The 24,740-nt window shown below is 44.0% G+C and carries 22 protein-coding genes; 18 read left to right on the top strand and 4 right to left on the bottom strand.

Annotation, left to right across the window (positions count from 1 at the left end):
* The first annotated feature begins 15 nt into the window (after nt 1–15).
* The 10 genes from msbA to pyrF all read left to right on the top strand — a co-directional run bounded on the left by msbA (nt 16) and on the right by pyrF (nt 9,231).
* Nucleotides 16–1,764: a lipid A ABC transporter ATP-binding protein/permease MsbA gene (msbA, locus tag OCW38_RS09600; RefSeq protein ID WP_010439908.1), complete on the top strand. Its 1,749-nt coding sequence runs from the start codon at nt 16–18 to the stop codon at nt 1,762–1,764.
* 14 nt (nt 1,765–1,778) lie between these two features.
* On the top strand, nt 1,779–2,786 hold the full coding sequence (gene lpxK / locus OCW38_RS09595; RefSeq protein WP_016788014.1) for a tetraacyldisaccharide 4'-kinase: 1,008 nt from the start codon (nt 1,779–1,781) through the stop codon (nt 2,784–2,786).
* Entirely contained in the window at nt 2,767–2,946 is a 180-nt protein-coding gene (locus OCW38_RS09590) for a Trm112 family protein (RefSeq protein WP_004736429.1), read from the top strand. Before lpxK ends, OCW38_RS09590 begins: the two co-directional genes overlap by 20 nt.
* Nucleotides 2,946–3,692, top strand: a complete 747-nt coding sequence (gene kdsB / locus OCW38_RS09585) for a 3-deoxy-manno-octulosonate cytidylyltransferase (protein ID WP_010439916.1) — start codon at nt 2,946–2,948, stop codon at nt 3,690–3,692. Before OCW38_RS09590 ends, kdsB begins: the two co-directional genes overlap by 1 nt.
* A gap of 259 nt (nt 3,693–3,951) precedes the next feature.
* Nucleotides 3,952–4,632, top strand: coding sequence for a (d)CMP kinase (cmk, locus tag OCW38_RS09580; protein ID WP_261893842.1), 681 nt, complete (start codon nt 3,952–3,954; stop codon nt 4,630–4,632).
* A 106-nt stretch (nt 4,633–4,738) separates the two neighbouring features.
* Nucleotides 4,739–6,409, top strand: coding sequence for a 30S ribosomal protein S1 (gene rpsA / locus OCW38_RS09575; RefSeq protein ID WP_010439921.1), 1,671 nt, complete (start codon nt 4,739–4,741; stop codon nt 6,407–6,409).
* Between the two features lie 121 nt (nt 6,410–6,530).
* Complete coding sequence (gene ihfB, locus OCW38_RS09570; protein ID WP_010439923.1) at nt 6,531–6,815, top strand: integration host factor subunit beta; 285 nt, start codon at nt 6,531–6,533, stop codon at nt 6,813–6,815.
* Nucleotides 6,816–6,944: 129 nt separating this feature from the next.
* Nucleotides 6,945–7,217: a LapA family protein gene (locus OCW38_RS09565; RefSeq protein WP_010439925.1), complete on the top strand. Its 273-nt coding sequence runs from the start codon at nt 6,945–6,947 to the stop codon at nt 7,215–7,217.
* A gap of 12 nt (nt 7,218–7,229) precedes the next feature.
* A complete protein-coding gene (gene lapB / locus OCW38_RS09560) occupies nt 7,230–8,405 on the top strand; it encodes a lipopolysaccharide assembly protein LapB (RefSeq protein WP_016769333.1) in 1,176 nt (391 codons plus the stop codon).
* 130 nt (nt 8,406–8,535) lie between these two features.
* Nucleotides 8,536–9,231 (top strand): orotidine-5'-phosphate decarboxylase, encoded by a 696-nt coding sequence (gene pyrF, locus OCW38_RS09555; RefSeq protein ID WP_016769334.1) that lies wholly within the window; start codon nt 8,536–8,538, stop codon nt 9,229–9,231.
* Nucleotides 9,232–9,335: 104 nt separating this feature from the next.
* Here the strand turns inward: pyrF and miaE are convergent, their stop codons facing one another.
* Nucleotides 9,336–10,130, bottom strand: coding sequence for a tRNA isopentenyl-2-thiomethyl-A-37 hydroxylase MiaE (miaE, locus tag OCW38_RS09550; protein WP_277815638.1), 795 nt, complete (start codon nt 10,128–10,130; stop codon nt 9,336–9,338).
* A 102-nt stretch (nt 10,131–10,232) separates the two neighbouring features.
* A complete protein-coding gene (locus OCW38_RS09545; protein ID WP_010439937.1) occupies nt 10,233–10,997 on the bottom strand; it encodes a hypothetical protein in 765 nt (254 codons plus the stop codon).
* 322 nt (nt 10,998–11,319) lie between these two features.
* Between OCW38_RS09545 and cysB the strand changes: the two genes are divergently transcribed.
* Together cysB and OCW38_RS09535 are read left to right on the top strand one after the other, a co-directional pair.
* Nucleotides 11,320–12,294 (top strand): HTH-type transcriptional regulator CysB, encoded by a 975-nt coding sequence (gene cysB / locus OCW38_RS09540; RefSeq protein ID WP_010439939.1) that lies wholly within the window; start codon nt 11,320–11,322, stop codon nt 12,292–12,294.
* A 214-nt stretch (nt 12,295–12,508) separates the two neighbouring features.
* The gene (locus OCW38_RS09535) at nt 12,509–13,711 is read left to right on the top strand and encodes an SAM-dependent methyltransferase (RefSeq protein ID WP_261893837.1); all 1,203 of its coding nucleotides are present in this window, start codon (nt 12,509–12,511) and stop codon (nt 13,709–13,711) included.
* A gap of 171 nt (nt 13,712–13,882) precedes the next feature.
* Here the strand turns inward: OCW38_RS09535 and ald are convergent, their stop codons facing one another.
* Nucleotides 13,883–15,007, bottom strand: a complete 1,125-nt coding sequence (gene ald / locus OCW38_RS09530; RefSeq protein WP_010439944.1) for an alanine dehydrogenase — start codon at nt 15,005–15,007, stop codon at nt 13,883–13,885.
* Between the two features lie 156 nt (nt 15,008–15,163).
* Between ald and lrp the strand changes: the two genes are divergently transcribed.
* The 6 genes from lrp to OCW38_RS09500 all read left to right on the top strand — a co-directional run bounded on the left by lrp (nt 15,164) and on the right by OCW38_RS09500 (nt 23,260).
* On the top strand, nt 15,164–15,658 hold the full coding sequence (lrp, locus tag OCW38_RS09525) for a leucine-responsive transcriptional regulator Lrp (protein WP_004734558.1): 495 nt from the start codon (nt 15,164–15,166) through the stop codon (nt 15,656–15,658).
* 163 nt (nt 15,659–15,821) lie between these two features.
* Entirely contained in the window at nt 15,822–18,947 is a 3,126-nt protein-coding gene (locus tag OCW38_RS09520; RefSeq protein WP_261893834.1) for a DNA translocase FtsK, read from the top strand.
* Between the two features lie 368 nt (nt 18,948–19,315).
* Nucleotides 19,316–19,912, top strand: coding sequence for an outer membrane lipoprotein chaperone LolA (gene lolA / locus OCW38_RS09515; protein ID WP_010439952.1), 597 nt, complete (start codon nt 19,316–19,318; stop codon nt 19,910–19,912).
* A 63-nt stretch (nt 19,913–19,975) separates the two neighbouring features.
* A complete protein-coding gene (locus OCW38_RS09510; protein ID WP_016768557.1) occupies nt 19,976–21,331 on the top strand; it encodes a replication-associated recombination protein A in 1,356 nt (451 codons plus the stop codon).
* Nucleotides 21,332–21,473: 142 nt separating this feature from the next.
* Entirely contained in the window at nt 21,474–22,781 is a 1,308-nt protein-coding gene (gene serS / locus OCW38_RS09505) for a serine--tRNA ligase (RefSeq protein ID WP_010439959.1), read from the top strand.
* 212 nt (nt 22,782–22,993) lie between these two features.
* Complete coding sequence (locus tag OCW38_RS09500; RefSeq protein WP_010439962.1) at nt 22,994–23,260, top strand: DksA/TraR family C4-type zinc finger protein; 267 nt, start codon at nt 22,994–22,996, stop codon at nt 23,258–23,260.
* 104 nt (nt 23,261–23,364) lie between these two features.
* Here the strand turns inward: OCW38_RS09500 and bioA are convergent, their stop codons facing one another.
* Complete coding sequence (gene bioA / locus OCW38_RS09495) at nt 23,365–24,642, bottom strand: adenosylmethionine--8-amino-7-oxononanoate transaminase (protein WP_261893830.1); 1,278 nt, start codon at nt 24,640–24,642, stop codon at nt 23,365–23,367.
* Nucleotides 24,643–24,740 lie beyond the last annotated feature (98 nt).

Below are 24,740 nucleotides of genomic sequence, written 5' to 3'. Positions count from 1 at the left end.
AAATTAAGCGATTCTATGTCAACACAAACAGATGAAACTACCTGGGTCACATTTAAAAGACTTTGGACTTATATTCGACTATATAAGGCAGGCCTAGGTGTTGCGGTTATTGCGCTTATTATAAATGCCGTCTCTGATACCTATATGATTTCCTTACTAAAGCCGTTACTTGATGAAGGCTTTGGTAATGCTGAATCTGACTTTTTACGCACGCTTCCAATTATCATCTTTGTCATGATGTTCGTTCGTGGCGTCAGTGGTTTTGTGTCAACCTATTGCTTGAGCTGGGTCTCTGGCAATGTGGTGATGGAAATTCGTCGAAAAATCTTTAGCCATTTCATGCATATGCCGGTTTCTTTCTTTGATAAAGAACAGACAGGCGCATTGTTATCTCGAATTACGTACGATTCAGAACAAGTGTCTGCTGCCACCAGTAAAGCGTTAGTCAGTATTGTTCGTGAAGGTGCAAGTATTATTGGCTTACTGACGCTGATGTTCTGGAATAGTTGGCAGTTGTCTTTGGTGTTATTCGCTGTAGCGCCTCTTGTCGCGTGGGCGATCAGTATCGTATCGAAGCGATTCAGAAAGATCTCCAAGAATATGCAAACCAGTATGGGTCATGTTGCTTCTTCAGCTGAACAAATGCTGAAAGGGCATAAAGTGGTTCTAACTTACGGTGGTCAAGACCTAGAAAAACATCGCTTTGATAAAGTTAGTAATCAAATGCGCCAACAAAGCATGAAACTAATCACTGCTCAAGCGGCTGCTAACCCAATCATTCAGATGATCGCGTCAGTGGCGATTGTTGTTGTTCTATTCCTTGCTAGTGTTGACTCTATTAAAGCTGAGCTTACCCCTGGTACGTTTACCGTTGTCTTCTCTGCAATGTTTGGTTTACTGCGTCCGCTAAAAGCATTAACCAACGTAACGTCTGAATTCCAACGTGGTATGGCAGCAAGTACCACTCTATTTGGTTTGATGGATCTAGATACAGAGCAAAATAAAGGTACGTTGAAGCCTGAAACGGTAACGGGTGAAGTTGCGGTTAAAGATGTGACTTTTACCTATGACGGAGCAGAGAAACCAGCACTCGACAAGGTGAGTTTCAAAATTCCCAAAGGTAAAACGGTTGCACTTGTTGGGCGTTCAGGTTCGGGCAAGAGTACCATTGCCAACCTGTTTACTCGTTTTTATGACGTAGATTCAGGCTCTATCGAACTTGATGGACATGATATTCGTGATTACGAATTGAGGAATCTACGTGAGCACTTTGCCCTTGTTTCTCAGAATGTGCACTTGTTTAACGACTCGGTAGCGAACAACATCGCGTATGCAGCTGAAGAAAAATATTCTCGCGAACAGATTGAACACGCGGCTAAACTTGCTCATGCGAGTGAGTTTATTGAGGGCATGGAAAATGGCATTGATACGGTTGTAGGTGAGAATGGTGCGAGTCTTTCTGGTGGACAAAGACAGCGGATTGCGATTGCACGAGCTTTATTGAGAGATGCCCCTGTGTTGATTCTTGATGAAGCAACGTCTGCACTGGATACAGAATCAGAAAGAGCCATTCAATCTGCCCTAGAAGAGCTACAAAAAGACAAAACAGTACTGGTGATCGCTCACCGACTATCGACCATCGAGCAAGCTGATGAGATTTTAGTGGTTGATGACGGTCACATTGTCGAAAGAGGTGCACACGCTGAGCTAATTGCACATGATGGCGCTTATGCTCAACTGCACCGAATTCAGTTTAGCGGATAAGATTAGGTCTTGTTGTGATCGAAAAGATTTGGTTTAACAATCACCCGTTAAAATACATTCTCTGGCCGTTATTATGGCCATTGAGTTTGCTGTTCAAAATGATCAGTAGCCGACGTCGTGACGCTTATCTATCGAGGAAAAAAGAGACCTACCGTCCACCATTGCCTGTGATTGTTGTTGGTAATATTACTGCTGGTGGCAATGGTAAAACACCGGTTGTGATTTGGTTGGTCGAGATGCTGCAGGCTAACGGCTTTAAACCCGGAGTCGTTTCCCGAGGCTATGGGGCAAAAGCACCAAGCTACCCGTTAGTGTTGGATGAGAGCACGCCGGCTGAACATTCTGGTGATGAACCTCGTTTAATCAGAAAGCGAACGGGTGCGCCTGTAGCGGTTGACCCTGTGCGTGCAAACGCGGTGAAAGCTTTATTGAATGAAGGTGTTAATGTCATTATCACTGATGATGGCCTTCAGCATTATGCACTTGAACGCGATATTGAGTTTGCGGTTATCGATGGTGCGAGACGCTTTGGTAGTGAATGCCTCATTCCTTTGGGTCCGTTAAGAGAGCCAGTATCTCGTTTAGATGACGTAGACTTTTTGGTTAACAATGGCGGTGAAGTGCAGGGACGGGAGTTCTCTATGTCTTTGCTACCAAGCCAAGCTGTTAACCTTAAGACGGGTCAGAAAGTACCAGTAGAAAAATTGCAAAAGCTGGTGGCTTTTGCTGGTATTGGTCATCCACCGCGCTTTTTTAAAACATTAGAAGATCTTGATGGTGATGTGGTTTTCACACAGGGTTTCGCCGACCATCAAGATTTCGATAAAGATGAACTTTATGCCTTAGCAAAGAAAGGTATGAATATGATTATGACAGAAAAAGACGCTGTAAAATGCGAAGAATATGCGCAAGAGAACTGGTGGTATCTTCCGGTATCTGCGCAGTTCGATGAAGATTCGCAACAGCAAATTTTAAAAAGAATAAAAGAGGTTATGGAATACTATGGATCACCGTCTGCTTGAGATCGTTGCTTGCCCTGTATGTAAAGGTAAACTAACTTTTGACAAGGATAAGCAAGAGCTTGTTTGTAAAATTGATCGCCTTGCTTACCCAATTAAAGAGGGTATTCCTGTTCTTTTAGAACCTGAAGCTCGCACCGTTTCAATGGATGAGGGTAAATAATGTCGTTTACGGTTGTCATTCCGGCAAGATATCAATCGAGCCGTTTGCCAGGAAAACCATTGGCTGATATTGGTGGAAAGCCGATGATACAATGGGTTTACGAGCAGTCAATGAAGGCGGGTGCTGATAACGTTATTATCGCTACCGATGACGCTCGAGTTGAGAAAGCGGTTAAAGCATTTGGTGCGACCGTTTGTATGACATCTCCGAATCACGAATCAGGTACAGAGCGTTTAGCTGAAGTGATTGAAGTGATGAACATTCCTGATGACCATATTATCGTGAATGTTCAGGGGGATGAGCCACTAATCCCACCTGCGATTATTAATCAGGTTGCGAATAACCTCGCGAACAGCACAGCACCAATGGCAACACTCGGTGTGGAAATTACTCATGCTGATGAAGTGTTTAATCCAAATGCTGTTAAAGTTGTGACCGACAAAGACGGTTACGCTCTGTATTTTAGCCGAGCAACCATCCCTTGGGATCGCGATGCTTACGCTAACAATGGCACCGCTGCGAAGTCTCCTTTACTACGACACATTGGTATCTATGCTTACCGAGCTGGGTTTATCAATACGTACATTAATTGGGAGCCTAGTACGCTAGAACGTATAGAGTGCTTGGAGCAATTGAGAGTGCTTTGGTACGGCGAGAAAATTCACGTAGACGTAGCAATGGAAGCTCCTGCAGCTGGCGTGGATACTCCAGAAGATTTGGAAGCGGTTCGTGCCATTATTGGTTAAGCTTCTTTGAGTCTCCATACAAGATCTCTAAGCCTCGTCAATGACGGGGCTTTTTTATATCAAGACAAAGCCGGTGCGAGTCTTATTGACCTAAGGTGATTGATATTGAGTCGGTTGCATTCGTTGATGCATCATCAAGTTTGAATTATCTGAGATTTACCTCGCTCGACTTTCAATTTTTCTCTATAATATGCCGCCTACAAAGTAGTGGCTAATTGCTAGTACATAATAAAACTTACGACAAAACGTGGAGTAAAAGATGCCTTCTCAAAGCCCAGTGATTACGGTTGATGGACCAAGTGGTGCAGGTAAAGGTACCCTGTGTATGTTACTAGCAGATAAGCTAGGCTTTCATCTTCTAGACTCAGGTGCTATCTATCGCGTATTGGCTTTAGCAGCAATTCACCATGGTGTGGGTACTGAATCAGAAGATGTTTTGGTGCCGCTTGCGACCCATCTAGATGTTCAGTTTATTGCTGAAGGCGATTTGGTTAAGGTTATCCTTGAAGGTGAAGATGTGTCTGGTGAGCTTCGTAAGGAAGAGACTGGTATGGCGGCTTCAAAAGTGGCTGCCTTACCTCGCGTTCGTGAAGCACTGCTTCGTCGTCAACGCGCATTCAATGCTGCTCCAGGTTTAGTTGCTGATGGCCGTGATATGGGAACTGTTGTGTTTCCTGAAGCTGAAGCCAAAATATTTTTAGATGCAAGTGCTGAAGAGCGTGCGAGTCGCCGCCTTAAACAGTTGCAACAGAAGGGGTTAGATGTTAAATTTGACGACCTTTTGAGCGAGATCCAAGAGCGAGACGATAGAGATCGTAATCGCCCAGTGGCGCCACTTCGCCCTGCAGAGGATGCTCTAGTGCTTGATTCCACCTCAATGAATATTGAGCAGGTAGTAGAAAAAGCACTACACTATATTGAATCGAAACTGGCTGGGTAATTTCGCCGAGCTAGTACGAACGTTGGTCGCAAGGATGATGACCGGCGAATTTATCAACCCCATGCGGTAGGATACCCATGGACGTTTAATTATTGAAGATTAAATAATGACTGAATCTTTTGCTCAACTCTTTGAAGAGTTTCTATCTGAAACTGAATTCCAACAAGGCAGCATCGTTAAAGGTACTGTAGTAGCTATCGAGAACGGTTTCGTTCTTGTAGATGCTGGTCTTAAGTCTGAATCTGCTATCCCTGCTGAACAATTCAAGAACGCTGCTGGCGAACTTGAAGTTGAAGTTGGTGCTGAAGTAGACGTAGCTCTAGACGCTGTTGAAGATGGTTTCGGTGAGACTCAACTTTCTCGTGAGAAAGCTAAGCGCCACGAAGCTTGGATCGTACTTGAGAAAGCTTGTGAAGAAGCTGAAACTGTTGTTGGTATCATCAACGGTAAAGTTAAAGGCGGTTTCACTGTTGAACTTAACGGTATCCGTGCTTTCCTTCCAGGTTCTCTAGTAGACGTACGTCCTATCCGTGACACTGCTCACCTAGAAAACAAAGAGCTAGAGTTCAAAGTAATCAAGCTAGACCAGAAGCGTAACAACGTTGTTGTTTCTCGTCGTGCTGTTATCGAATCTGAAAACAGTGTTGAGCGTGACGAACTTCTTGAAACTCTACAAGAAGGTACTGAAGTTAAAGGTATCGTTAAGAACCTTACTGACTACGGTGCATTCGTTGACCTTGGCGGTGTTGACGGTCTTCTACATATCACAGATATGGCTTGGAAGCGCGTTAAGCACCCATCAGAGATCGTTAACGTTGGTGACGAAATCCTAGTTAAAGTTCTTAAGTTCGATCGTGAGCGCACTCGTGTTTCACTAGGTCTTAAGCAACTAGGCGAAGATCCATGGGTAGCAATCGCTAAGCGTTACCCAGAAGGTCACAAGCTTTCTGGTCGTGTTACAAACCTAACTGACTACGGCTGCTTCGTTGAAATCGAAGAAGGCGTTGAAGGTCTAGTACACGTTTCTGAAATGGATTGGACTAACAAGAACATCCACCCTTCTAAAGTTGTTAATGTTGGCGACGAAGTTGAGGTTATGGTTCTTGATATCGACGAAGAGCGTCGTCGTATCTCTCTAGGTCTGAAACAGTGTAAAGCTAACCCATGGCAGTCATTTGCAGAGATGCAAGCTAAGGGCGACAAAGTTACTGGTAAGATCAAGTCTATCACTGACTTTGGTATCTTCATCGGTCTAGAAGGCGGTATCGACGGTCTAGTACACCTATCTGACATTTCTTGGAACGCTGCAGGCGAAGAAGCTGTACGTGAATACAAGAAAGGCGACGAAATCTCTGCTGTTGTTCTAGCAGTAGATGCAGAGCGTGAGCGTATTTCTCTTGGCGTTAAGCAAATGGAAAACGACCCGTTCAACGCATACGTTGCTGACAACAAGAAAGGTGTTCTTGTAAACGGTACTGTTACTGCAGTTGACGCGAAAGGCGCTACTATCGAGCTAATCGAAGGCGTTGAAGGTTACATCCGCGCTTCTGAAGTTTCTCGCGACCGTATCGAAGATGCATCTCTAATCCTAAGCGTTGGCGACAGCGTTGAAGCGAAGTTCACTGGTGTAGACCGTAAGAACCGCGTAATCAACCTATCTATCAAAGCTAAAGATGAAGCTGATGAGCAAGAAGCAATGGCTTCACTGAACAAGTCTGAAGAAGGCGCGTTCGGTAACGCAATGGCAGACGCATTCAAAGCTGCTAAAGGCGAATAATAGCTTCTCATTAAGAGAATTATAGCTATCTAGCCAAGAAAGGAGCCGTAAGGCTCCTTTTTTTTTGCTTATTTTTCCGATAGGTCTATAATTTCTAAAAAGAAAACCAACGAGGGTAACTATGACTAAGTCTGAATTGATTGAAAGACTATGCGCTGAGCAAACGCATCTTTCTGCAAAAGAAATTGAAGACGCTGTAAAAGACATTTTAGAGCACATGGCTTCAACACTAGAAAGTGGTGATCGAATCGAAATTCGCGGCTTTGGCAGTTTTTCTCTGCATTACCGTGAACCTCGTGTTGGACGTAATCCTAAAACTGGTGACAAGGTTGAGTTGGAAGGTAAATACGTTCCTCACTTTAAACCAGGTAAAGAGCTACGTGAGCGAGTAAACTCAGGACTGTAGCCTACTTATCGGAATTAAGAAAAGCGGCATACTATAATGTATGCCGCTTTTTTATGACCATAATATGGTGGTCTGATTAGTAATTTTCCTGCATAATCGTACAGCTAACTAACCAATGAGTGATGAACTATGAAAATTATAAAAATAGTCGCCGTTATCGCACTTTTCCTAATTGCACTGGCTTTAGGCTCTCAAAACCAAACGACGGTGAACTTTAACTATCTGCTAGCGCAAGGTGACTTCCACCTATCAAGCTTACTAGGTGTGGTCTTCGTTTCAGGTTTTGGTCTTGCTTGGTTAGTCTTCGGCAATATGCATATGCGATCTCAACTGAAAATTCATCGTTTGAAGAAACAACTCAATAAGCAATCAAAGCAGGTAGCTGCTGATACCAAAGCTTAAAGGTCTTATTTGATGTTAGAGTTACTGTTCTTACTTTTACCTATTGCTGCCGCTTACGGTTGGTATATGGGTAATCGTAATGCTCAGCAAGAAAAACAGAAACAATCACACCAGATATCCCGTCAATATGTGACGGGTTTGAACCTATTACTGTCGGATCAATCTGATAAAGCCGTTGACCACTTTATTGAACTACTTCAGGTAGATAATGAGACCATTGATACTCATTTGGCCTTGGGTAATCTGTTCCGTTCAAGAGGTGAAGTTGACCGCGCTATTCGTATCCACCAAAATCTTATCTCACGTTCGGGGCTTACTCTCGATCAGAAAAACCTCGCCTTACAACAGTTAGCTAAAGACTATATGGTCTCTGGCTTTCTTGATCGCGCCGAAAAAATCTTTGAACAACTTGTAGAAGAACCCGATCATAAAGAGGGTGCTTTACAGCAATTGGTTGCTATCTACCAACAAACTCGCGAGTGGAACAAGGCTATCCATTATGGAAATATTCTAGTTAAGCTCGGTAAGAAAAAGATGAAGATGCGTGCGACTGTTGCGCACTTCTGGTGTGAACTTGCGATGCAAGAACAAGCTGATGGCAATCGCTCTAAAGCGCTTCAGCATTTTAAAAAGGCACTTTCCGAAGACCCCAAATGTGTCCGTGCTAGTATTGCTTTAGGCAAATTCCATTTAGCTAACGAAGACTACCAAAAGACAATAGACTGTCTGGAATCGGTACTCGAGCAAGATATCGATTTCATTAGTGAGGTGTTGCCAACCCTTGCTGAGTGTTACCACAAGCTTGGACAAGAAGCTCAACTGGTCGAATTCCTTAAAGCGTGTATCCAAAAGAAAGCCGGCGTATCTGCGGAATTGATGCTTGCTCAATTAGTTGCTCACCATGAAGATGTTGGCTCTGCTCAAGAGCTACTCACCAAGCAGCTTGTTAAAAACCCAACCATGAAAGGCTTCTATCGATTAATTGATTATCACCTAGCAGAAGCAGAAGAAGGTCGAGCGAAAGATAGCTTAACCACGCTTCAATCAATGGTTGGTGAGCAGCTTAAAGTTAAGCCTCATTACCGTTGCCGCCAATGTGGTTTCTCAACACACTCAATGTATTGGCACTGTCCTTCATGTAAAGGGTGGGGGACGATCAAGCCTATTCGTGGGCTTGATGGTGAATAGATTTGTGGTCATTTTAAGACCAAATTTTTAATTGCAGCTTTCGGGCTGCATTTTTATGACTGTTATTTATCACCCGCTATGTGTAGGTGAGTAAATATTTTGTAGAAAGTTAACTGCGTTAGGAGATGAAATGAACGACCAAAAAATCATTGTAGCCTTGGATTATGACAACCAAGCGGATGCGTTAGCCTTTGTTGATCGTATTGACCCAGCATCTTGCCGCTTAAAAGTCGGCAAAGAGATGTTTACCTTGTTTGGCCCTGAATTTGTTCGTGAATTGCATAAACGTGGTTTTTCAGTCTTCTTAGACCTAAAGTTCCACGATATCCCGAACACATGCTCAAAAGCCGTTCGTGCCGCCGCTGAATTAGGCGTATGGATGGTTAATGTACACGCCAGTGGCGGCGAACGTATGATGACCGCTTCGCGTGAGATCTTAGAACCATATGGTAAAGAACGTCCATTGCTAATCGGGGTGACGGTACTAACCAGCATGGAGCAATCTGATTTGGCGGGTATTGGTTTGGATCTTGAACCACAACAACAAGTTATGCGTTTGGCTTCTCTGACGAAAAACTCAGGTTTAGACGGTGTTGTATGTTCTGCACAAGAGGCTTCTTTGTTGAAAGGCACTCTTGGTCAGGAGTTCAAGTTAGTGACTCCAGGTATTCGTCCTGTAGGCGCTGATGTTGGTGACCAGAAGCGTATTATGACGCCTTCTAAAGCGATTGAGTCAGGGTCTGACTATCTTGTTATCGGTCGTCCAATTACTCAAGCTCCAGACCCTGCAGCGGTTCTTGCTGAGATTAACGGTACTCTAGCTTAAGTTTCTCTTATAGTTAGCGATACGAATAAAGAAGGCCAGCAAATTGCTGGCCTTCTTGTTTGTTTTTGAGAAACAGAATTTGTTTGGGCTAGATTGGCTTACTTTTAAACCGGAGTGCCACTATGGAATTTGAAATCACTGTCTTCTGAAGTAATAAGGTCAGCTTCCACTTGAGCGAAGTGGGCAATACGCTCTGAAATATCTTTCCCTGCGATCTGTTCTGCTAGCTCAAGGTAGTCTTGGTAGTGGCGAGCTTCTGAACGAAGTAGAGACACATAAAATTTTTCCATGTCTTCTTCTAAGAAAGGAGCTAACTTAGCGAAGCGTTCACATGAACGAGCCTCAATAAACGCACCGATGATCAGTTTATCAACCAGAGCATCTGGCTCGTAAGTTTTAACTTGCTTGATCAAACCTTTCGCATAACGACCTGCTTCAATCGGTTGATAAGTAACGCCTTTCTTTTCCATCAATTCCATCACTTGATAGAAGTGATGCAGTTCTTCTTTAATCAACAGCACCATTTTGTCGATCAGGTCAGCACCGTAGTTACACCCTTCTTTCGCTGTGATTTGTTTGGATACGTTGCTCTTACCACGAAGTGACTCTAGGTCTCCAATACGGCGGTAAGCAAACTGCTCGTATGGCAAGATCCATTCATTCAGTTGCTTGGCACTCTCTTTATCAACCGCGTACTTGCGGATAAGGAACAGAGCGCTTTGAGCCGCTTTAAGCTCACAAAGCATGTGATCGCGTAGAATGATGTGCAGATTTTCTGGCTTTTTGGCTTCATCGATCCATGAATCTGGCGTTTCAGCTTTAAGAAAGGAGTTAATTGGAGCTAATAGTTCTTGATACATGGTAGGGGCAAGTTTGTTGATAATGCGGGATTTTATCACAGCTCACTAGAACTCCCTATACAGAGAAAGGAAATTCATTTGGTACAAAAAGACCGCCTATTTAAGTAAATATGGCGGCCTTTTCTTGTTTGGGTTAGACGATTACCATTTCTTCTTCTGACCAAATAGAGCATCCATATCGTCGTCACGCTCTTTAGATTCCATTTGTTGTAAATCTTGTGCGTTTTTGTCTTGGCGTTTCTGGTCAAGATCGTTAAGCATCTGTTGAAGCTTTTCTTTTGCTTGATTCGAGTATGAATCGTTTTTCGTTGCTAGTGCATCAATGCCTTTTCGCAGTAACTGAATGGCCGTACCCGGCTGTCCGCGAGATATTGAGTCATTTGCACGCTTGATAACGTTCTCGATATTGATGCGGATCTGAATGGTTTCTAAGCGAGCGTTTTCTACGACATAAGCTTGCGTTTCAAAACGGCCTTTGTTGTGTTCGTTGCGCACTGTATCACGTAGGCGTTTAACAAGCTTCAGCATCATTATCGCTTGCTTATCACTACTTGGTACTCGGAAAGCTGTGCTTTCGCCACCTTGGTAGTTTTCCTTAAGCTGAGTGATTTGTTGTTTTACGCTTTCGATTCGTTGAGCCAGTTGCTTATTTTTAGGGTCGAGTTGATACATGTTTTCTAATGCATCAAGAATTCGATTGTTTAAGCATACAAGAAGATCTTGGCTAAAAGGCATGTGATGAGCGTTGCCAATCAATTCTTCTGTTCCATCAATAATGGTTAGATAACGAGAAGCTTCCTGTTTCTTCGCTGTCTCTACCTTAACTTTGTATTGAAGCATGATGTTGTAGCCTAAAACCAACACCAAAAGAACGGCTACTAAGGTGATTATTAAACCAATATTCATATATTTGTGTCTGCTTGTTATTTTCTATAGCTAACTGGAGAGGATACACGATTCCATTGTGTATCTGCACTCGTAAATTGCAATTTCTGATTATCTCTTGTTGAGCGAAATCGGCAATCAAAACTTACCTACTAATGTATGAGAATGAGGAGTGGGTTGCAAAGCGTTAGTGATATTTATGTTTGTTAGTGTCTAAAAGCTCAATTTTTCTGTCATTTTTGTGCTTGAAGCGTTATAACTATTAATTATATTACACAAGACTATAACGCTCTCTTTGCAAATAAGTTAGCACAGAAATGAGTAAAGGATTACGAGGTTAGATATGAAGTTACAGCAACTGAAGTACATTGTTGAGGTTGTTAACCATAACCTAAATGTTTCTGCAACGGCAGAGAGTTTATACACATCTCAACCTGGTATCAGTAAGCAAGTTCGATTGCTAGAAGATGAACTAGGTATTCAGATTTTTGAGCGTAGCGGTAAGCATTTAACGCAGGTAACTCAAGCTGGCGAAGATATCATTCGCATCTCACAAGAGATCTTGGCTCGTGTTGAGAGTATTAAAGCAGTAGCGGGTGAGCATACTCATCCTGAGATGGGCACATTGAACATTTCGACTACGCATACTCAAGCTCGCTATGCACTCCCTGATGTGATCAAGGGCTTTACCGCGCGCTATCCAAAAGTGTCACTTCACATGCACCAAGGCACGCCTAGCCAAATGTCAGAAGCTGTCGCTAAGGGGACGGCGAATTTTGCTATCGCAACGGAGGCCCTTCACCTCTATCAAGATGCGATTATGCTGCCGTGTTATCACTGGAATCGTTCAATCGTCGTGACTAAAGACCATCCTCTGGCACAAAAGCGAAATATTACGATAGAAGATCTTGCGGCCTACTCTCTAGTGACTTACGTATTTGGTTTTACGGGGCGTTCTGAGTTAGATACCGCTTTCAATAAAGTCGGTTTAACACCTCGCGTTGTGTTTACAGCAACTGATGCCGACGTTATTAAAACTTATGTACGTATGGGGATCGGTGTCGGTGTCATTGCAAGTATGGCCATCGACCAAGAACAAGATACTGACCTGGTCGCTATTGATGCTAGTCATTTGTTTGGTGCAAGCACCACAAGCATTGGCTTTAGAAAGGGCACTTTTCTGCGTTCGTACATGTTTGATTTCATGGAGCGTTTCGCCCCGCATTTAACTCGACCTGTTGTTGAACAAGCTATCTCTTTAAAATCGAATGATGAGATCGAAGAGATGTTTAAGGATATCGATCTGCCGGTGAGATAGTGATTAGAACATTACAAGACTAGAAGCTCGGAAGCATTTCTAAATTTTAAATCGGTCTGTTATCAGGCCGATTTTTGTTTTAATTATGTGTCATCCCCAAACGTTCGCATCTCGATAACTTTTCTTTACACTGCCTCTCTTTGCGCCGCATCTCATATAGTGCCTTTCTATTTCGGCCTCTACCCCCTACAATCCACCCATCATAGGGGGAAGCATGCATTCACGATTTAAAATACTCGACTCATTTTTGTTAGAGCACCAAATTTATTGGCGTTCAGATCCCTTCCATCTATGTCGAACTCAGCAAACACCATGGCGCAATGTGAATCGTCCTCTTGTTGATTGGTTAGAAGGCTTGAGTATTCAGCGCATTCAAACGTTGAAAGAGCAGCCTCAGCTAGTGGCCGATGAATTGACTCTTTTCCTCCCTCAATTATATTCCGTTAACCAAAATATCCAGTTTGATAGAGCGACACTTGCCGGGTTAAAGCTTGCTCGCGGTACTGGAGATGGTATTCCTGGAAGAAAGTTGCAACAAATTGTTTCGATGGGAGAAGCTGTGCTTGAGAACCATTATGGGAAAGAGTGGTTGGAATGGTGTTCTGGTAAAGGTTTTCTTGGGCGAATCTTGTCTCAACAATCGAAACAAAAAGTCACCAGTTTTGAATGGCAACAATCTTTGTGTGAGAGCGGGCAAGCTATTGCTGACGCTCAGCAACTAGATATGACCTTTGTTCAGGGGGATGCATTTACAGAAGACGCAGAAGAAGTGTTTAATATAGACCAACATGCTGTTGCACTTCACGCGTGTGGTGATCTCCACGTTGAGTTAGTCAAGAAATCTGTTTTTCATGGATTGCCAGCCGTGACTATTTCACCTTGCTGTTACCATCTGATTAGAGAAGATGTTTATCAAGCGATGTCTTGTGTTGCGAGAAGCTCTGCTTTGACCTTAAGCAAGAGCGATTTAAGAATCCCACTTCAAGAAGCGGTGACGGGTGGTGAGAGAGTAAAGAGGCATCGTCAGCTGGAGATGAGCTATCGACTAGGTTTTTGCCAATTGCTTAAAGCTGAACTCGGTATCGACGAATACATCCCCATACCAAGTATCAAAAAATCAGAGTTATCTGAAGGCTTTGAGTCATTTTGTGGTTGGGCGTCTGAAGTGAAAGGCATGTCACTCGGTGCAGGTATCAACTTTGGTTTATATTTAGAGCAAGGTGAAGCGCTTTTTTGGGAAATGGAAAAGCTGAGTTTAGTTCAACAAGTTTTCAGACGACCATTAGAGATATGGTTGGCCTTAGATCGAGCCATCTATCTACAAGAACAAGGCTATGAAGCTTCGATTGAAGAGTTTTGTGAACGCAGTATTACACCAAGAAACCTATTGATTCATGGAGTTAAGTTCGATCGCTAACTGTGTGTGGTACTGTTACGTGTTTTTACGATTGTAATTCATTAATGCAAATAAAATCATAAATAAAAAAGCCAGTGCGACATCATGTCGTACTGGCTTTTTGTTTAATGTGTATGAGTTAACTGAACGCTTCAACGAGAAGATTATTGCGTTCAGTTAGCCATTACATCATTAGTTAAACATTGCGATTGCTTCAGCTGGGTCTACGTACTCTAGGTCAAAGCTTTCTGCAACTTCTTTACAAGTTACTTTACCGTGGATTACGTTTAGACCTTCTAGGAAGCCTTCATCAGATAGAAGTGCTTCGCGGTAGCCTTTGTTCGCTAACTTAACAATGTAAGGAAGTGTTGCATTGTTTAGCGCGTAAGTAGAAGTACGAGCAACTGCACCTGGCATGTTAGCAACACAGTAGTGAACTACGTCATCAACAATGTAAGTCGGGTCAGCGTGAGTCGTCGCGTGTGAAGTTTCGAAACAACCGCCTTGGTCGATCGCAACGTCAACAACTGCAGAGCCAGGTTTCATTTTTGCGATGTGGTCTTTAGTTACCAATTTAGGTGCTGCTGCACCAGGAATTAGTACTGCACCAATCACTAGGTCTGCTGCTAGAACATGCTTCTCAATAGCGTCTTCTGTAGAATAAACCACTTTTGCACGACCTTGGAATTCTTCATCTAGGCGACGAAGCGTATCCACGTTGCGGTCAAGAATGGTTACATCAGCGCGAAGGCCAACAGCCATACGTGCAGCGTTAGCACCTACAACACCACCGCCAACAACAACAACTTTTGCTGGTTCTACACCAGGAACGCCGCCAAGAAGAAGACCACAACCACCGTTAGACTTCTCTAACGTTTGTGCACCAGCTTGAATAGACATGCGACCAGCGACTTCAGACATTGGTGCTAATAGTGGCAAGCGACCCATATTATCTGTTACAGTCTCGTAGGCTACACAGACAGCTTTGCTCTTGATAAGCTCTTCAGTTTGTGGAAAATCTGGTGCAAGGTGTAAATAAGTAAATAATATTTGCCCTTCGCGAAGCATAGCTCGCTCGACAGCTTGGGGTTCTTTAACCTTTACAATCATCTCTGCTTTCGCGAAAACGTCAGCAGCAGTAGGAAGAATGGATGCGCCTACAGCGATGTAATCATCGTCTGAAAAACCGATACCATTACCGGCATTGGTTTCTACAAAAACTTGGTGGCTGTGTGAGATTAGCTCTCTCACGCTAGCTGGGGTCATACCAACGCGGTATTCGTGGTTCTTGATTTCCTTCGGTACGCCAATGATCATCCTGACTCCTCAATATAATTTGGTTGTTTTATCTATGCGTAGGGTAATTCTGTCGAATTAATATCTAGTATAGATATGTTTAAATAAAATTTGATACTGAATATTAAAAAGTTGTAGTATATTTTTTTGCAAGGAAGTAATAAGGTGGAATAAAAAATGGCAGACAATTATAAGAAGCCGTCCAAGGAACTAGATCGTATTGACCGCAACATTCTTAATGAGTTGCAAAAAGACGGTCGTATCTCAAACGTTGAACTCTCAAAACGAGTAGGACTTTCTCCAACTCCATGTCTTGAACGTGTTCGTCGTTTAGAACGTCAAGGTTACATTACTGGGTATACAGCGTTGCTGAACCCACAGTACCTTGATGCTTCACTTTTAGTGTTTGTTGAAATTACGTTGAACCGTGGTGCTCCAGATGTGTTCGAACAATTCAACACCGCTGTTCAGAAACTAGATGACATCCAAGAGTGTCATTTAGTGTCGGGTGATTTTGACTATCTTCTAAAAACACGTGTATCGGATATGGGTGCTTACCGTAAGTTGCTCGGTGATACGTTACTGCGTCTACCAGGCGTAAACGACACTCGAACTTACGTTGTAATGGAAGAAGTGAAACAAACTAATCAACTTGTGATTAAAACTCGTTAATCACAATTGGTGAAATGAAAGAAAGCGGACATTTGTTCCGCTTTCTTGCTTTCTGGAATTGGGTTTTTCTGTTTGATATGGTTAAATCAACAGTAGTTTCATTGGAACGAGTGGCTCGAGCTGCTCGCGACATTTTCATCTCGTTCAATTATTAAGTTGGTTTATGTTCAAGCAGAGCAGTAATAAAGTAGAAACAATCATTAAAACGAGTGAAGAGCCTCAGTCTCCTCGTTTAAATGGTTCTCAACGTCTTAGAGAGTGCAGCCTGATTCTGGGCGTTCTCTTCTCTATTCTACTTGCCGTTGCGTTATTAACTTTCAGCCCAGCTGACCCATCATGGTCGCAAACTGCATGGGGTGGTGACATTCAAAATGCCGGTGGCTATGTAGGTGCATGGTTGGCTGATACACTTTTCTTTGTGTTTGGTTCTCTGGCTTACCCATTACCTATATTGGTGACGGTGACTGCGTGGGTACTGTTCCGTAAGCGCAATGAAGACGAACAGATTGATTTTATGCTGTGGGGTACTCGCTTACTTGGTCTTACGGTTCTTATTCTTACGAGTTGTGGCCTAGCGGATATCAACTTTGACGATATTTGGTACTTTTCGTCAGGTGGCGTAGTGGGTGACGTATTGTCGAGTCTTGCGCTTCCAACGTTAAACGTTCTTGGCAGTACATTGGTTCTGCTTTTCTTATGGGGAGCTGGCTTTACTCTGCTAACGGGGATTTCTTGGTTAAGCATTGTTGAATGGTTGGGTGAAGGTGCAATTAAATTCTTTACGTCTGCTGTAAACAAAGTTCGTGGACAAGATCAAGAGTTGCTCGAACCTGAACTGAAAGAATCTGCCGACCGAGAACGATTGGAAGATCGTCATAAGCAGCCAAATTATCGAGATTTACCCGCTATAGAAGACAGTGCTGAAGAACAGAGTAAAGAAGCAGAACAAGACTCCCTTGATCCAACCATGAGCTTCTCTGCAACGGCTGAATCTTCAGGAGCGGCGAGCAATACCATTGATAATGCTGTGCCACAGAAGCGCCAGTACAATATTCACATGCCTTTAGAGGCAGTGAAGAAGCAAGACGATTCTACCCATGAGCAAGCATCCATTCAAAACGAAAGTGCTACAGCACAACCGATCTCTGTAGCTCCTGTTTACCAAGCGCCAGAGGAGACTTTAGAAGAAGGTGTTGAGCGTTCTAAGCAGTTGAATGCAACGATAGAGCAGCTAGAAAATGCGGCTATGTATGAAGATGACCTCGCAGAACAGGATCAGGTTGACGCGCATGAATCTCAGATCGCGTATCAGCAATACATGCAGGAAGAGCAACCAGCAGTTCATCCTACTGAAACGGTTGTTGACAGTGTAGAACCAGTAATGGATAGCTCACCAGAAGTAAATAACGAGTTCGATGCGGAAGATGTTCAACCAGAATCTCTATACGCTTCGCCAATGGGTGAAATAGAAGAAACACCACAAGAATTCTCAGCGCCTTTCGAGACAACGGAAGAGCAAAGCTTTGAACCTAATTCAGAGCTAGACGCTGAACCTATTGATAATGATGAAGGGCCACTTGCTCCGTCATCTTATGAACAAGAGCTGACGCAAACGACTGAGCAGAACCAAGCACCAGTTGTTGATCTTCCTTGGGAAGAGGTAACAGAAGAAGAACCTGTACATCAAGACCAAGATGTCGCGGCATTCCAAAACCTTGTTTCTGAAGCCCAAGCGAATATCGCGGCGACACAAAACCCGTTTTTAGTTCAACAAGATGTTAACTTGCCGAAACCTGCAGAGCCATTGCCGACGCTTGAATTACTGTTCCACCCTGAAAAGCGTGAAACCTTTATTGATCGTGATGCGCTAGAAGCCATTGCTCGTCTTGTTGAGTCTAAACTTGCCGATTACAAGATTAAAGCCGAAGTCGTTGATATTTTCCCTGGCCCAGTGATCACCCGATTTGAGCTCGACCTTGCCCCTGGTGTAAAAGTGAGCCGTATCTCTGGTCTATCTATGGACTTAGCGCGTTCATTGTCTGCTTTGGCAGTGCGTGTCGTAGAGGTAATCCCGGGTAAACCTTATGTTGGCTTAGAACTGCCAAACATGAGTCGTCAAACGGTATTCTTCTCTGATGTGGTTGCGAGCCCTCAGTTCCAAGAAGCAAAATCACCAACGACAGTCGTTCTAGGACAAGACATCGCAGGTGAAGCGGTTATTGCTGATCTGTCTAAGATGCCACATGTTCTGGTTGCAGGTACAACCGGCTCTGGTAAATCGGTAGGTGTGAACGTGATGATCTTGAGTATGCTATACAAAGCATCACCTGAAGATGTTCGTTTCATTATGATTGACCCGAAAATGCTTGAACTATCGGTTTACGAAGGTATCCCTCATCTGTTGTCTGAAGTGGTAACCGACATGAAAGATGCGTCTAATGCCCTTCGTTGGTGTGTAGGCGAAATGGAACGTCGTTATAAATTGATGTCAGCACTTGGTGTTCGTAACATTAAAGGCTACAACGACAAATTGAAGATGGCCGCGGAAGCGGGTCATCCAATCCATGACCCACTGTGGAAACCGGGTGACAGCATGGATCCTGAAGCGCCATTGCTAGAGAAGTTGCCTTACATTGTGGTTATCGTCGATGAATTTGCCGACCTAATTATGGTCGTTGGTAAGAAAGTTGAAGAACTTATTGCTCGTTTGGCGCAGAAGGCACGTGCGGCTGGCGTCCACTTGATCTTAGCGACTCAACGTCCATCAGTGGATGTTATTACCGGTCTTATCAAAGCTAACATCCCAACGCGTGTGGCCTTTACGGTATCAACCAAAACGGATTCAAGAACTATCCTTGATCAAGGTGGTGCCGAGTCACTATTGGGTATGGGTGATATGCTGTACTTGCCTCCGGGTTCTAGTCATACAACTCGTGTACACGGTGCCTTTGCATCTGATGATGATGTACATGCAGTCGTGAATAACTGGAAAGCACGCGGTAAGCCAAACTATATTGATGAGATCACTAACGGTGAACAGACGCCTGAAACTTTGCTGCCAGGTGAGAAAATGGAAGGCGATGAAGAAGTCGACCCTTTGTTTGACCAAGTTGTTGAACATGTGGTCCATTCGCGTCGTGGTTCAGTTTCTGGTGTCCAACGTCGATTTAAGATTGGCTACAACCGTGCAGCAAGAATTGTCGAGCAACTTGAAGCTCAAGGTATCGTCAGTGCTCCTGGACATAACGGTAACAGAGAAGTCTTGGCACCAGCTCCACCAAAAGATTAGTTCTACTAGGGCGTGTAGATCTTTCGAGCTGTTTTTTGCAGCGAGTTGCTGGGTATTTATACAAGGCAGAGGCTTTGATGTGTAGCTAGCCTACATGAGAAGGCGATAACGTAGTAGAAATGACCAGCAAACGCTGCCCGAAGGGTTCGAGCTGGGCGCCCCCGCAAAAAGCGTTTTACTCTTTGTTGAGGGAGATTTGCTTAGAATGACTAGGCTACTTCCCCCTCGCCGCGATTAAAACGCTTTTGACTAGGCGTCCCCATCCGAACAAAATTCAACCACGAAAGGTCAACACGCCCTATGAACTTATACCCATTAAGTCGGTCAAATCGAAAATATGACCGACGTATGTTCTAACAGGATTATTGATGAAAAAAGTATTCGCACTTCTATTTATGAGTTTCTCAGTGTTGGCTTCTCCGAAAGAAGAACTGAGTAGTCGCTTAGCATTGAACGCAGGTTTTAGCGCTGACTTTAAACAAGTCGTGACGAGCCCTGATGGTGATGTCGTTATGGAAGGTGAGGGCACGGTAGAGATTGCACGCCCAAGCTTATTCCGTTGGGAAACCACTTTCCCTGATGAAAACCTACTGGTATCTGACGGTCAAAGCTTGTGGTATTACAGCCCATTCATTGAGCAAGTGAGTATTTACTGGCAAGAACAAGCAACATCGCAAACACCTTTTGTGCTGCTGACACGTAACCAAGAAAGCGATTGGGATAACTACAACGTAGCGCAGTCGGGTAATCAATTTACACTAACACCAACGGCAGTCGACTCGAATCAGGGTGACTTCCAGATTAATATCAACGAAAAAGGCATTGTTCAGGGCTTTAATGTGATTGAACAAGATGGTCAGAAAGGTGAGTTTACCTTTAGCAACGTCGACTTAGGTAAACCTGCAGCAGACCGCTTTACTTTTGTGGCGCCGGAAGGTGTCGAGGTCGACGACCAAAGAAACTGATCTAGACCGCAGATCGTTTGGTAGCATGTCGATAGGCATTGATGCCATCAATGAATCAAGAGATTGCAATTGAGTAATTACAGCTTAGATTTTGCAGGGGACGAAGATTTTCGTCCCCTTGCTGCTCGTATGAGGCCTGAAACTGTCGAACAGTACATAGGTCAGCAGCATATATTAGGTCCAGGTAAACCGCTTCGCAGGGCATTGGAAGCGGGCCATATCCACTCGATGGTTTTGTGGGGGCCTCCTGGCACCGGTAAAACCACGTTAGCGGAAGTAGCAGCAAACTATGCTAACGCAGAGGTTGAACGCGTATCGGCAGTAACCTCGGGTGTAAAAGACATTCGTATCGCCATTGAAAAAGCGCGTGAGAACAAGCAAGCAGGACGCAGAACTATCCTGTTCGTGGACGAAGTCCATCGCTTTAACAAAAGCCAGCAAGATGCCTTTCTGCCGCATATTGAAGATGGCACTGTAACCTTTATTGGCGCGACGACTGAAAACCCTTCTTTTGAATTGAACAACGCTTTGTTGTCGCGTGCGCGTGTTTACAAACTGACTTCGCTGAATACAGATGATATCTCCCTTGTCATTCGCCAAGCTATCGAAGATAAACAGCGTGGGTTAGGTGATATGTCGGCCAATTTTGCTGATAATGTATTAGATCGCCTTGCTGAACTGGTCAACGGTGATGCACGCATGTCGCTCAACTATCTTGAGCTTTTATATGACATGGCAGAAGACAACGATAAAGGCGAGAAAGCGATAACGTTGCAGTTGTTAGCTGAAGTGGCTGGCGAGAAGGTTGCTCGTTTCGATAACAAGGGTGATATTTGGTACGACTTGATCTCCGCTGTTCATAAATCGATTCGTGGCTCAAACCCTGACGCGGCTTTGTATTGGTCAGCAAGAATGATTGCAGCGGGTTGTGACCCTTTGTATATCGTAAGGCGTTTGCTGGCGATTGCTTCTGAAGATATTGGCAATGCTGATCCAAGAGCAATGCAGGTCGCAATGTCGGCTTGGGATTGTTTCACTCGCATTGGCCCAGCAGAAGGGGAACGTGCTATTGCGCAGGCGGTAGTTTATCTTGCGTGTGCACCAAAGAGTAACGCTGTTTACACTGCTTGGAAGCAAGCTCTAGCAGATGCTCACAACCTTCCTGAATATGAAGTCCCTCATCATTTGCGAAATGCACCTACAACTTTGATGAAGGACATGGGCTATGGGCAAGAATACCGTTATGCTCATGACGAACCAGGAGCCTACGCGGCTGGTGAAAAGTATCTGCCTCCTGAAATGGGAGAGAAGCAATACTATTTCCCAACAAAACGAGGCTTAGAGACAAAAATTGGCGAGAAGCTAGATTATCTGGCGGATTTGGACGCAAAAAGCCCACAAAAACGCTATGAAAAGTAGTCTTTTTTGGATATCGTTACCTAGTCATAAAAATTCAATTAAATCGTTATAAATTGGTTGAAATAGCACCAGTTTTAGGGGTTTAGCAGTGATTCAGTAGCAATCTACTGAATATTCAAATAACTAAAGCATAGGATTAGCAATGCTGGATTCTAAATTACTTCGAGCTGAGCTGGATGAAACAGCGGCAAAATTAGCACGTCGAGGCTTCACCCTTGATGTAGAGACAATTCGTGAACTTGAAGAAAAACGTAAGTCCCTTCAGATGAAAACTGAAGAGCTACAAGCGTTACGTAACTCTCGATCGAAGTCCATTGGTCAAGCGAAAGCAAAAGGCGACCATGAAGAAGCTGAGCGTATCCTTGCAGAAGTAGGCAACTTAGGCGCAGAACTAGACCAAGCTAAAGTAGCATTGGCTGATCTTCAATCTGAGCTAGAAACGATCACAATGTCTATTCCTAACCTACCTGATGCAGAAGTGCCAGATGGTAAAGATGAAGATGACAACGTAGAAGTTTCTCGTTGGGGTCAACCTAAGACTTACGACTTCGAAGTGAAAGATCATGTAGATCTTGGCGAAATGTCTGGCGGTCTTGATTTTGCTAGCGCAGTAAAAATCTCGGGTTCTCGTTTCATCGTGATGAAAGGAAAATTCGCACGCCTACACCGTGCTATTGCTCAGTTCATGCTTGATCTTCACACTGATGAGCACGGCTACACAGAAATGTACGTACCGTACCTAGTGAACCACGATAGCCTTTACGGTACTGGTCAGCTTCCTAAGTTCGGCGAAGACTTGTTCCACACAAGCCCGCTAACTGAGCAAGTAAGTGACGTGCCTCTTAAGACTCTATCGCTTATCCCAACTGCGGAAGTACCGGTAACGAACATGGTTCGTGACACGATTACTGATGAAGCCGAACTGCCACTTAAGATGACAGCTCACACACCATGTTTCCGTTCTGAGGCGGGTTCTTACGGTCGTGACACTCGTGGTCTTATCCGTATGCACCAATTCGACAAAGTTGAATTAGTACAAATCACTAAGCCAGAAGACTCAATGGCAGCGCTTGAAGAGCTAACAGGTCACGCTGAGAAAGTACTTCAACTTCTAGAGCTTCCTTACCGTAAAGTGATTCTATGTACTGGTGACATGGGCTTCGGTTCTGCGAAAACTTACGACTTAGAAGTCTGGGTTCCAGCGCAAGAGACTTACCGCGAAATTTCTTCTTGTTCAAACATGTGGGATTTCCAAGCACGTCGTATGCAAGCTCGTTTCCGTCGTAAAGGCGAGAAGAAACCTGAACTTGTACACACACTTAACGGTTCTGGTCTTGCTGTTGGTCGTACTATGGTTGCTATTCTTGAGAACAACCAAGAAGCAGATGGCCGTATTGCTATCCCAGCAGTACTTCAGCCATACATGGGCGGCGTAACGCACATCGGTTAATCAGTAAAACTGTTATACGAAAACCCAGTCAATCGGCTGGGTTTTTTTATTATCTGTTACACCGGAAAGCAGTGAGTCGAGGGTCAATTTCATTACTCATTTGTAATAGCGTTTCTCTAATTTAGGTTATTATTACACCACTAAAAAATGGTTATAATGCGCTCCTACCGCGGTAGGTACAAATTTTCTCATGCAAATACAGAGGAGGACTTATGGCCGTAGGATTGGCAGGTGACGATAGCGTCAGTCAGCAAATTCAAAATACCATTGATGATGAGTTCTCTCGTGTAAGAGGGAACATTCAAAGTGGGGAAAGCTTGCATTATTGTGACGAGTGCGGTGATGAGATATCAGAAAAGAGACGGCTAGCAATTAAAGGCGTGCGTTTCTGTATTGGATGCCAGTCCATGTTTGAACACGTTGCGTATCGTCACTCATTGTTCAATCGCAGAGCAAGTAAAGACAGCCAACTTCGTTAGAAGGCGGTCGTTCTCTATTGTCGATAATAATGAACCGGCCTCTCCTTAACTTCAATATTGCAGATAGCAAATGAACCAGTAAGGAGAGGTAATAGCTTTGTCTTCTATTTAAAGCAGTGGCGATCTTTTAATGCGCAATTAATAGCGGAAACAAGTTTCTCGATGTGCTCAGGCTTGCTAATGAAGGGAGGCATCATATAAATCAACTTACCAAATGGACGAATCCAAACCCCTTGTTCAACAAAGTGAGCTTGGATGGTTTCCATATCGACAGGTGTATGGGTTTCAACAACGCCAATCGCTCCCAACCAGCGAACATCTTTGACAAGATCATACTCTCGCAAAGGCGGTAGCAACTCAGAGAAAAGTTGTTCAATTTGTTGAGTCTGATTTTGCCAATCGCCTTGCTCTATGATGGACAAGCTTGCCGCACCTACCGCGCAAGCTAATGGGTTACCCATAAATGTTGGACCGTGCATAAAACAACGCGCTTCACCGCCACATACTGTGTCAGCAACTTCTTTACTCGCAAGCGTTGCTGAAAGGGTCATGTAGCCACCAGTTAGCGCCTTACCTACACATAAGATATCCGGTTGAATATCGGCATGTTCGCAAGCAAAAAGTTTCCCTGTACGGCCAAATCCGGTCGCAATCTCATCCAAGATAAGTAATACGTTGAATTCATCACACAGCAAGCGAACCTGTCTCAGAAATTCAGGATGGTAGATACGCATACCGCCAGCACCTTGAACGATTGGCTCTAAGATCACGGCAGCAACTTCTTGGTGGTGTGCGGCTAGCTTTTCTCGAAAGCTGTTTGTGTCGCTCGCATTCCATTGATCCCAAAAACCTGTTTTCGGAGAGTCTGCAAAAATGTGTTCAGGCAAAAAACCTTTGTAAAGGCTATGCATTGAGTTAGCTGGGTCAGTGACTGACATCGCTGCAAAGGTATCGCCATGGTAGCCATCTCTTAGCGTGAGAAACTTTGAACGAGGTTGCCCTTTAGCGTGCCAATACTGCAGTGCCATTTTTAGGCTAACTTCCACGGCTACCGAGCCAGAGTCGGCCAAGAATACATGTTCAAGATTATTTGGCGCGAGATTCAAAAGCTTTTTACATAGATCGATAGCGGGTTGGTGGGTGATACCACCGAACATAACGTGTGAAACTTTATCGATTTGGCTGTGAGCGGCTGCATTTAATGCTGGGTGGTTGTAGCCATGGATGGTTGACCACCAAGATGACATGCCATCAACAATGCGTTTTCCACCTTCTAATTCTAGGTAAACACCGTCTGCATTGGTGACTGGATAGCAGGTCAGAGGTGTTAACGTTGATGTGTAGGGATGCCAGATATGCTGGCGATCAAAGGCGAGATCCATAGTAACTCCCATTTTTTGTGGTTTAAAAGTAACCACATGTAAACTTTTTATATTATCAATGTGTTGACAGTCTAAAGCTTGTCGGTAGACTATCCAAG

The sequence above is a fragment of the Vibrio cyclitrophicus genome, assembly GCF_024347435.1.
Lineage (GTDB): Bacteria > Pseudomonadota > Gammaproteobacteria > Enterobacterales > Vibrionaceae > Vibrio > Vibrio cyclitrophicus.
This window is presented reverse-complemented; position numbering and strand designations above follow the sequence as displayed.

Excerpts from the sequence above, each read along its gene's own strand:
- msbA (WP_010439908.1), top strand. The coding sequence starts at position 16 with ATGTCAACACAAACAGATGAAACTACCTGGGTCACATTTAAAAGACTT.
- OCW38_RS09590 (WP_004736429.1), top strand. The coding sequence starts at position 2,767 with ATGGATCACCGTCTGCTTGAGATCGTTGCTTGCCCTGTATGTAAAGGT.
- kdsB (WP_010439916.1), top strand. The coding sequence starts at position 2,946 with ATGTCGTTTACGGTTGTCATTCCGGCAAGATATCAATCGAGCCGTTTG.
- cmk (WP_261893842.1), top strand. The coding sequence starts at position 3,952 with ATGCCTTCTCAAAGCCCAGTGATTACGGTTGATGGACCAAGTGGTGCA.
- rpsA (WP_010439921.1), top strand. The coding sequence starts at position 4,739 with ATGACTGAATCTTTTGCTCAACTCTTTGAAGAGTTTCTATCTGAAACT.
- ihfB (WP_010439923.1), top strand. The coding sequence starts at position 6,531 with ATGACTAAGTCTGAATTGATTGAAAGACTATGCGCTGAGCAAACGCAT.
- OCW38_RS09565 (WP_010439925.1), top strand. The coding sequence starts at position 6,945 with ATGAAAATTATAAAAATAGTCGCCGTTATCGCACTTTTCCTAATTGCA.
- lapB (WP_016769333.1), top strand. The coding sequence starts at position 7,230 with ATGTTAGAGTTACTGTTCTTACTTTTACCTATTGCTGCCGCTTACGGT.
- pyrF (WP_016769334.1), top strand. The coding sequence starts at position 8,536 with ATGAACGACCAAAAAATCATTGTAGCCTTGGATTATGACAACCAAGCG.
- OCW38_RS09545 (WP_010439937.1), bottom strand. The coding sequence starts at position 10,997 with ATGAATATTGGTTTAATAATCACCTTAGTAGCCGTTCTTTTGGTGTTG.
- cysB (WP_010439939.1), top strand. The coding sequence starts at position 11,320 with ATGAAGTTACAGCAACTGAAGTACATTGTTGAGGTTGTTAACCATAAC.
- OCW38_RS09535 (WP_261893837.1), top strand. The coding sequence starts at position 12,509 with ATGCATTCACGATTTAAAATACTCGACTCATTTTTGTTAGAGCACCAA.
- ald (WP_010439944.1), bottom strand. The coding sequence starts at position 15,007 with ATGATCATTGGCGTACCGAAGGAAATCAAGAACCACGAATACCGCGTT.
- lrp (WP_004734558.1), top strand. The coding sequence starts at position 15,164 with ATGGCAGACAATTATAAGAAGCCGTCCAAGGAACTAGATCGTATTGAC.
- OCW38_RS09520 (WP_261893834.1), top strand. The coding sequence starts at position 15,822 with ATGTTCAAGCAGAGCAGTAATAAAGTAGAAACAATCATTAAAACGAGT.
- lolA (WP_010439952.1), top strand. The coding sequence starts at position 19,316 with ATGAAAAAAGTATTCGCACTTCTATTTATGAGTTTCTCAGTGTTGGCT.
- serS (WP_010439959.1), top strand. The coding sequence starts at position 21,474 with ATGCTGGATTCTAAATTACTTCGAGCTGAGCTGGATGAAACAGCGGCA.
- OCW38_RS09500 (WP_010439962.1), top strand. The coding sequence starts at position 22,994 with ATGGCCGTAGGATTGGCAGGTGACGATAGCGTCAGTCAGCAAATTCAA.
- bioA (WP_261893830.1), bottom strand. The coding sequence starts at position 24,642 with ATGGATCTCGCCTTTGATCGCCAGCATATCTGGCATCCCTACACATCA.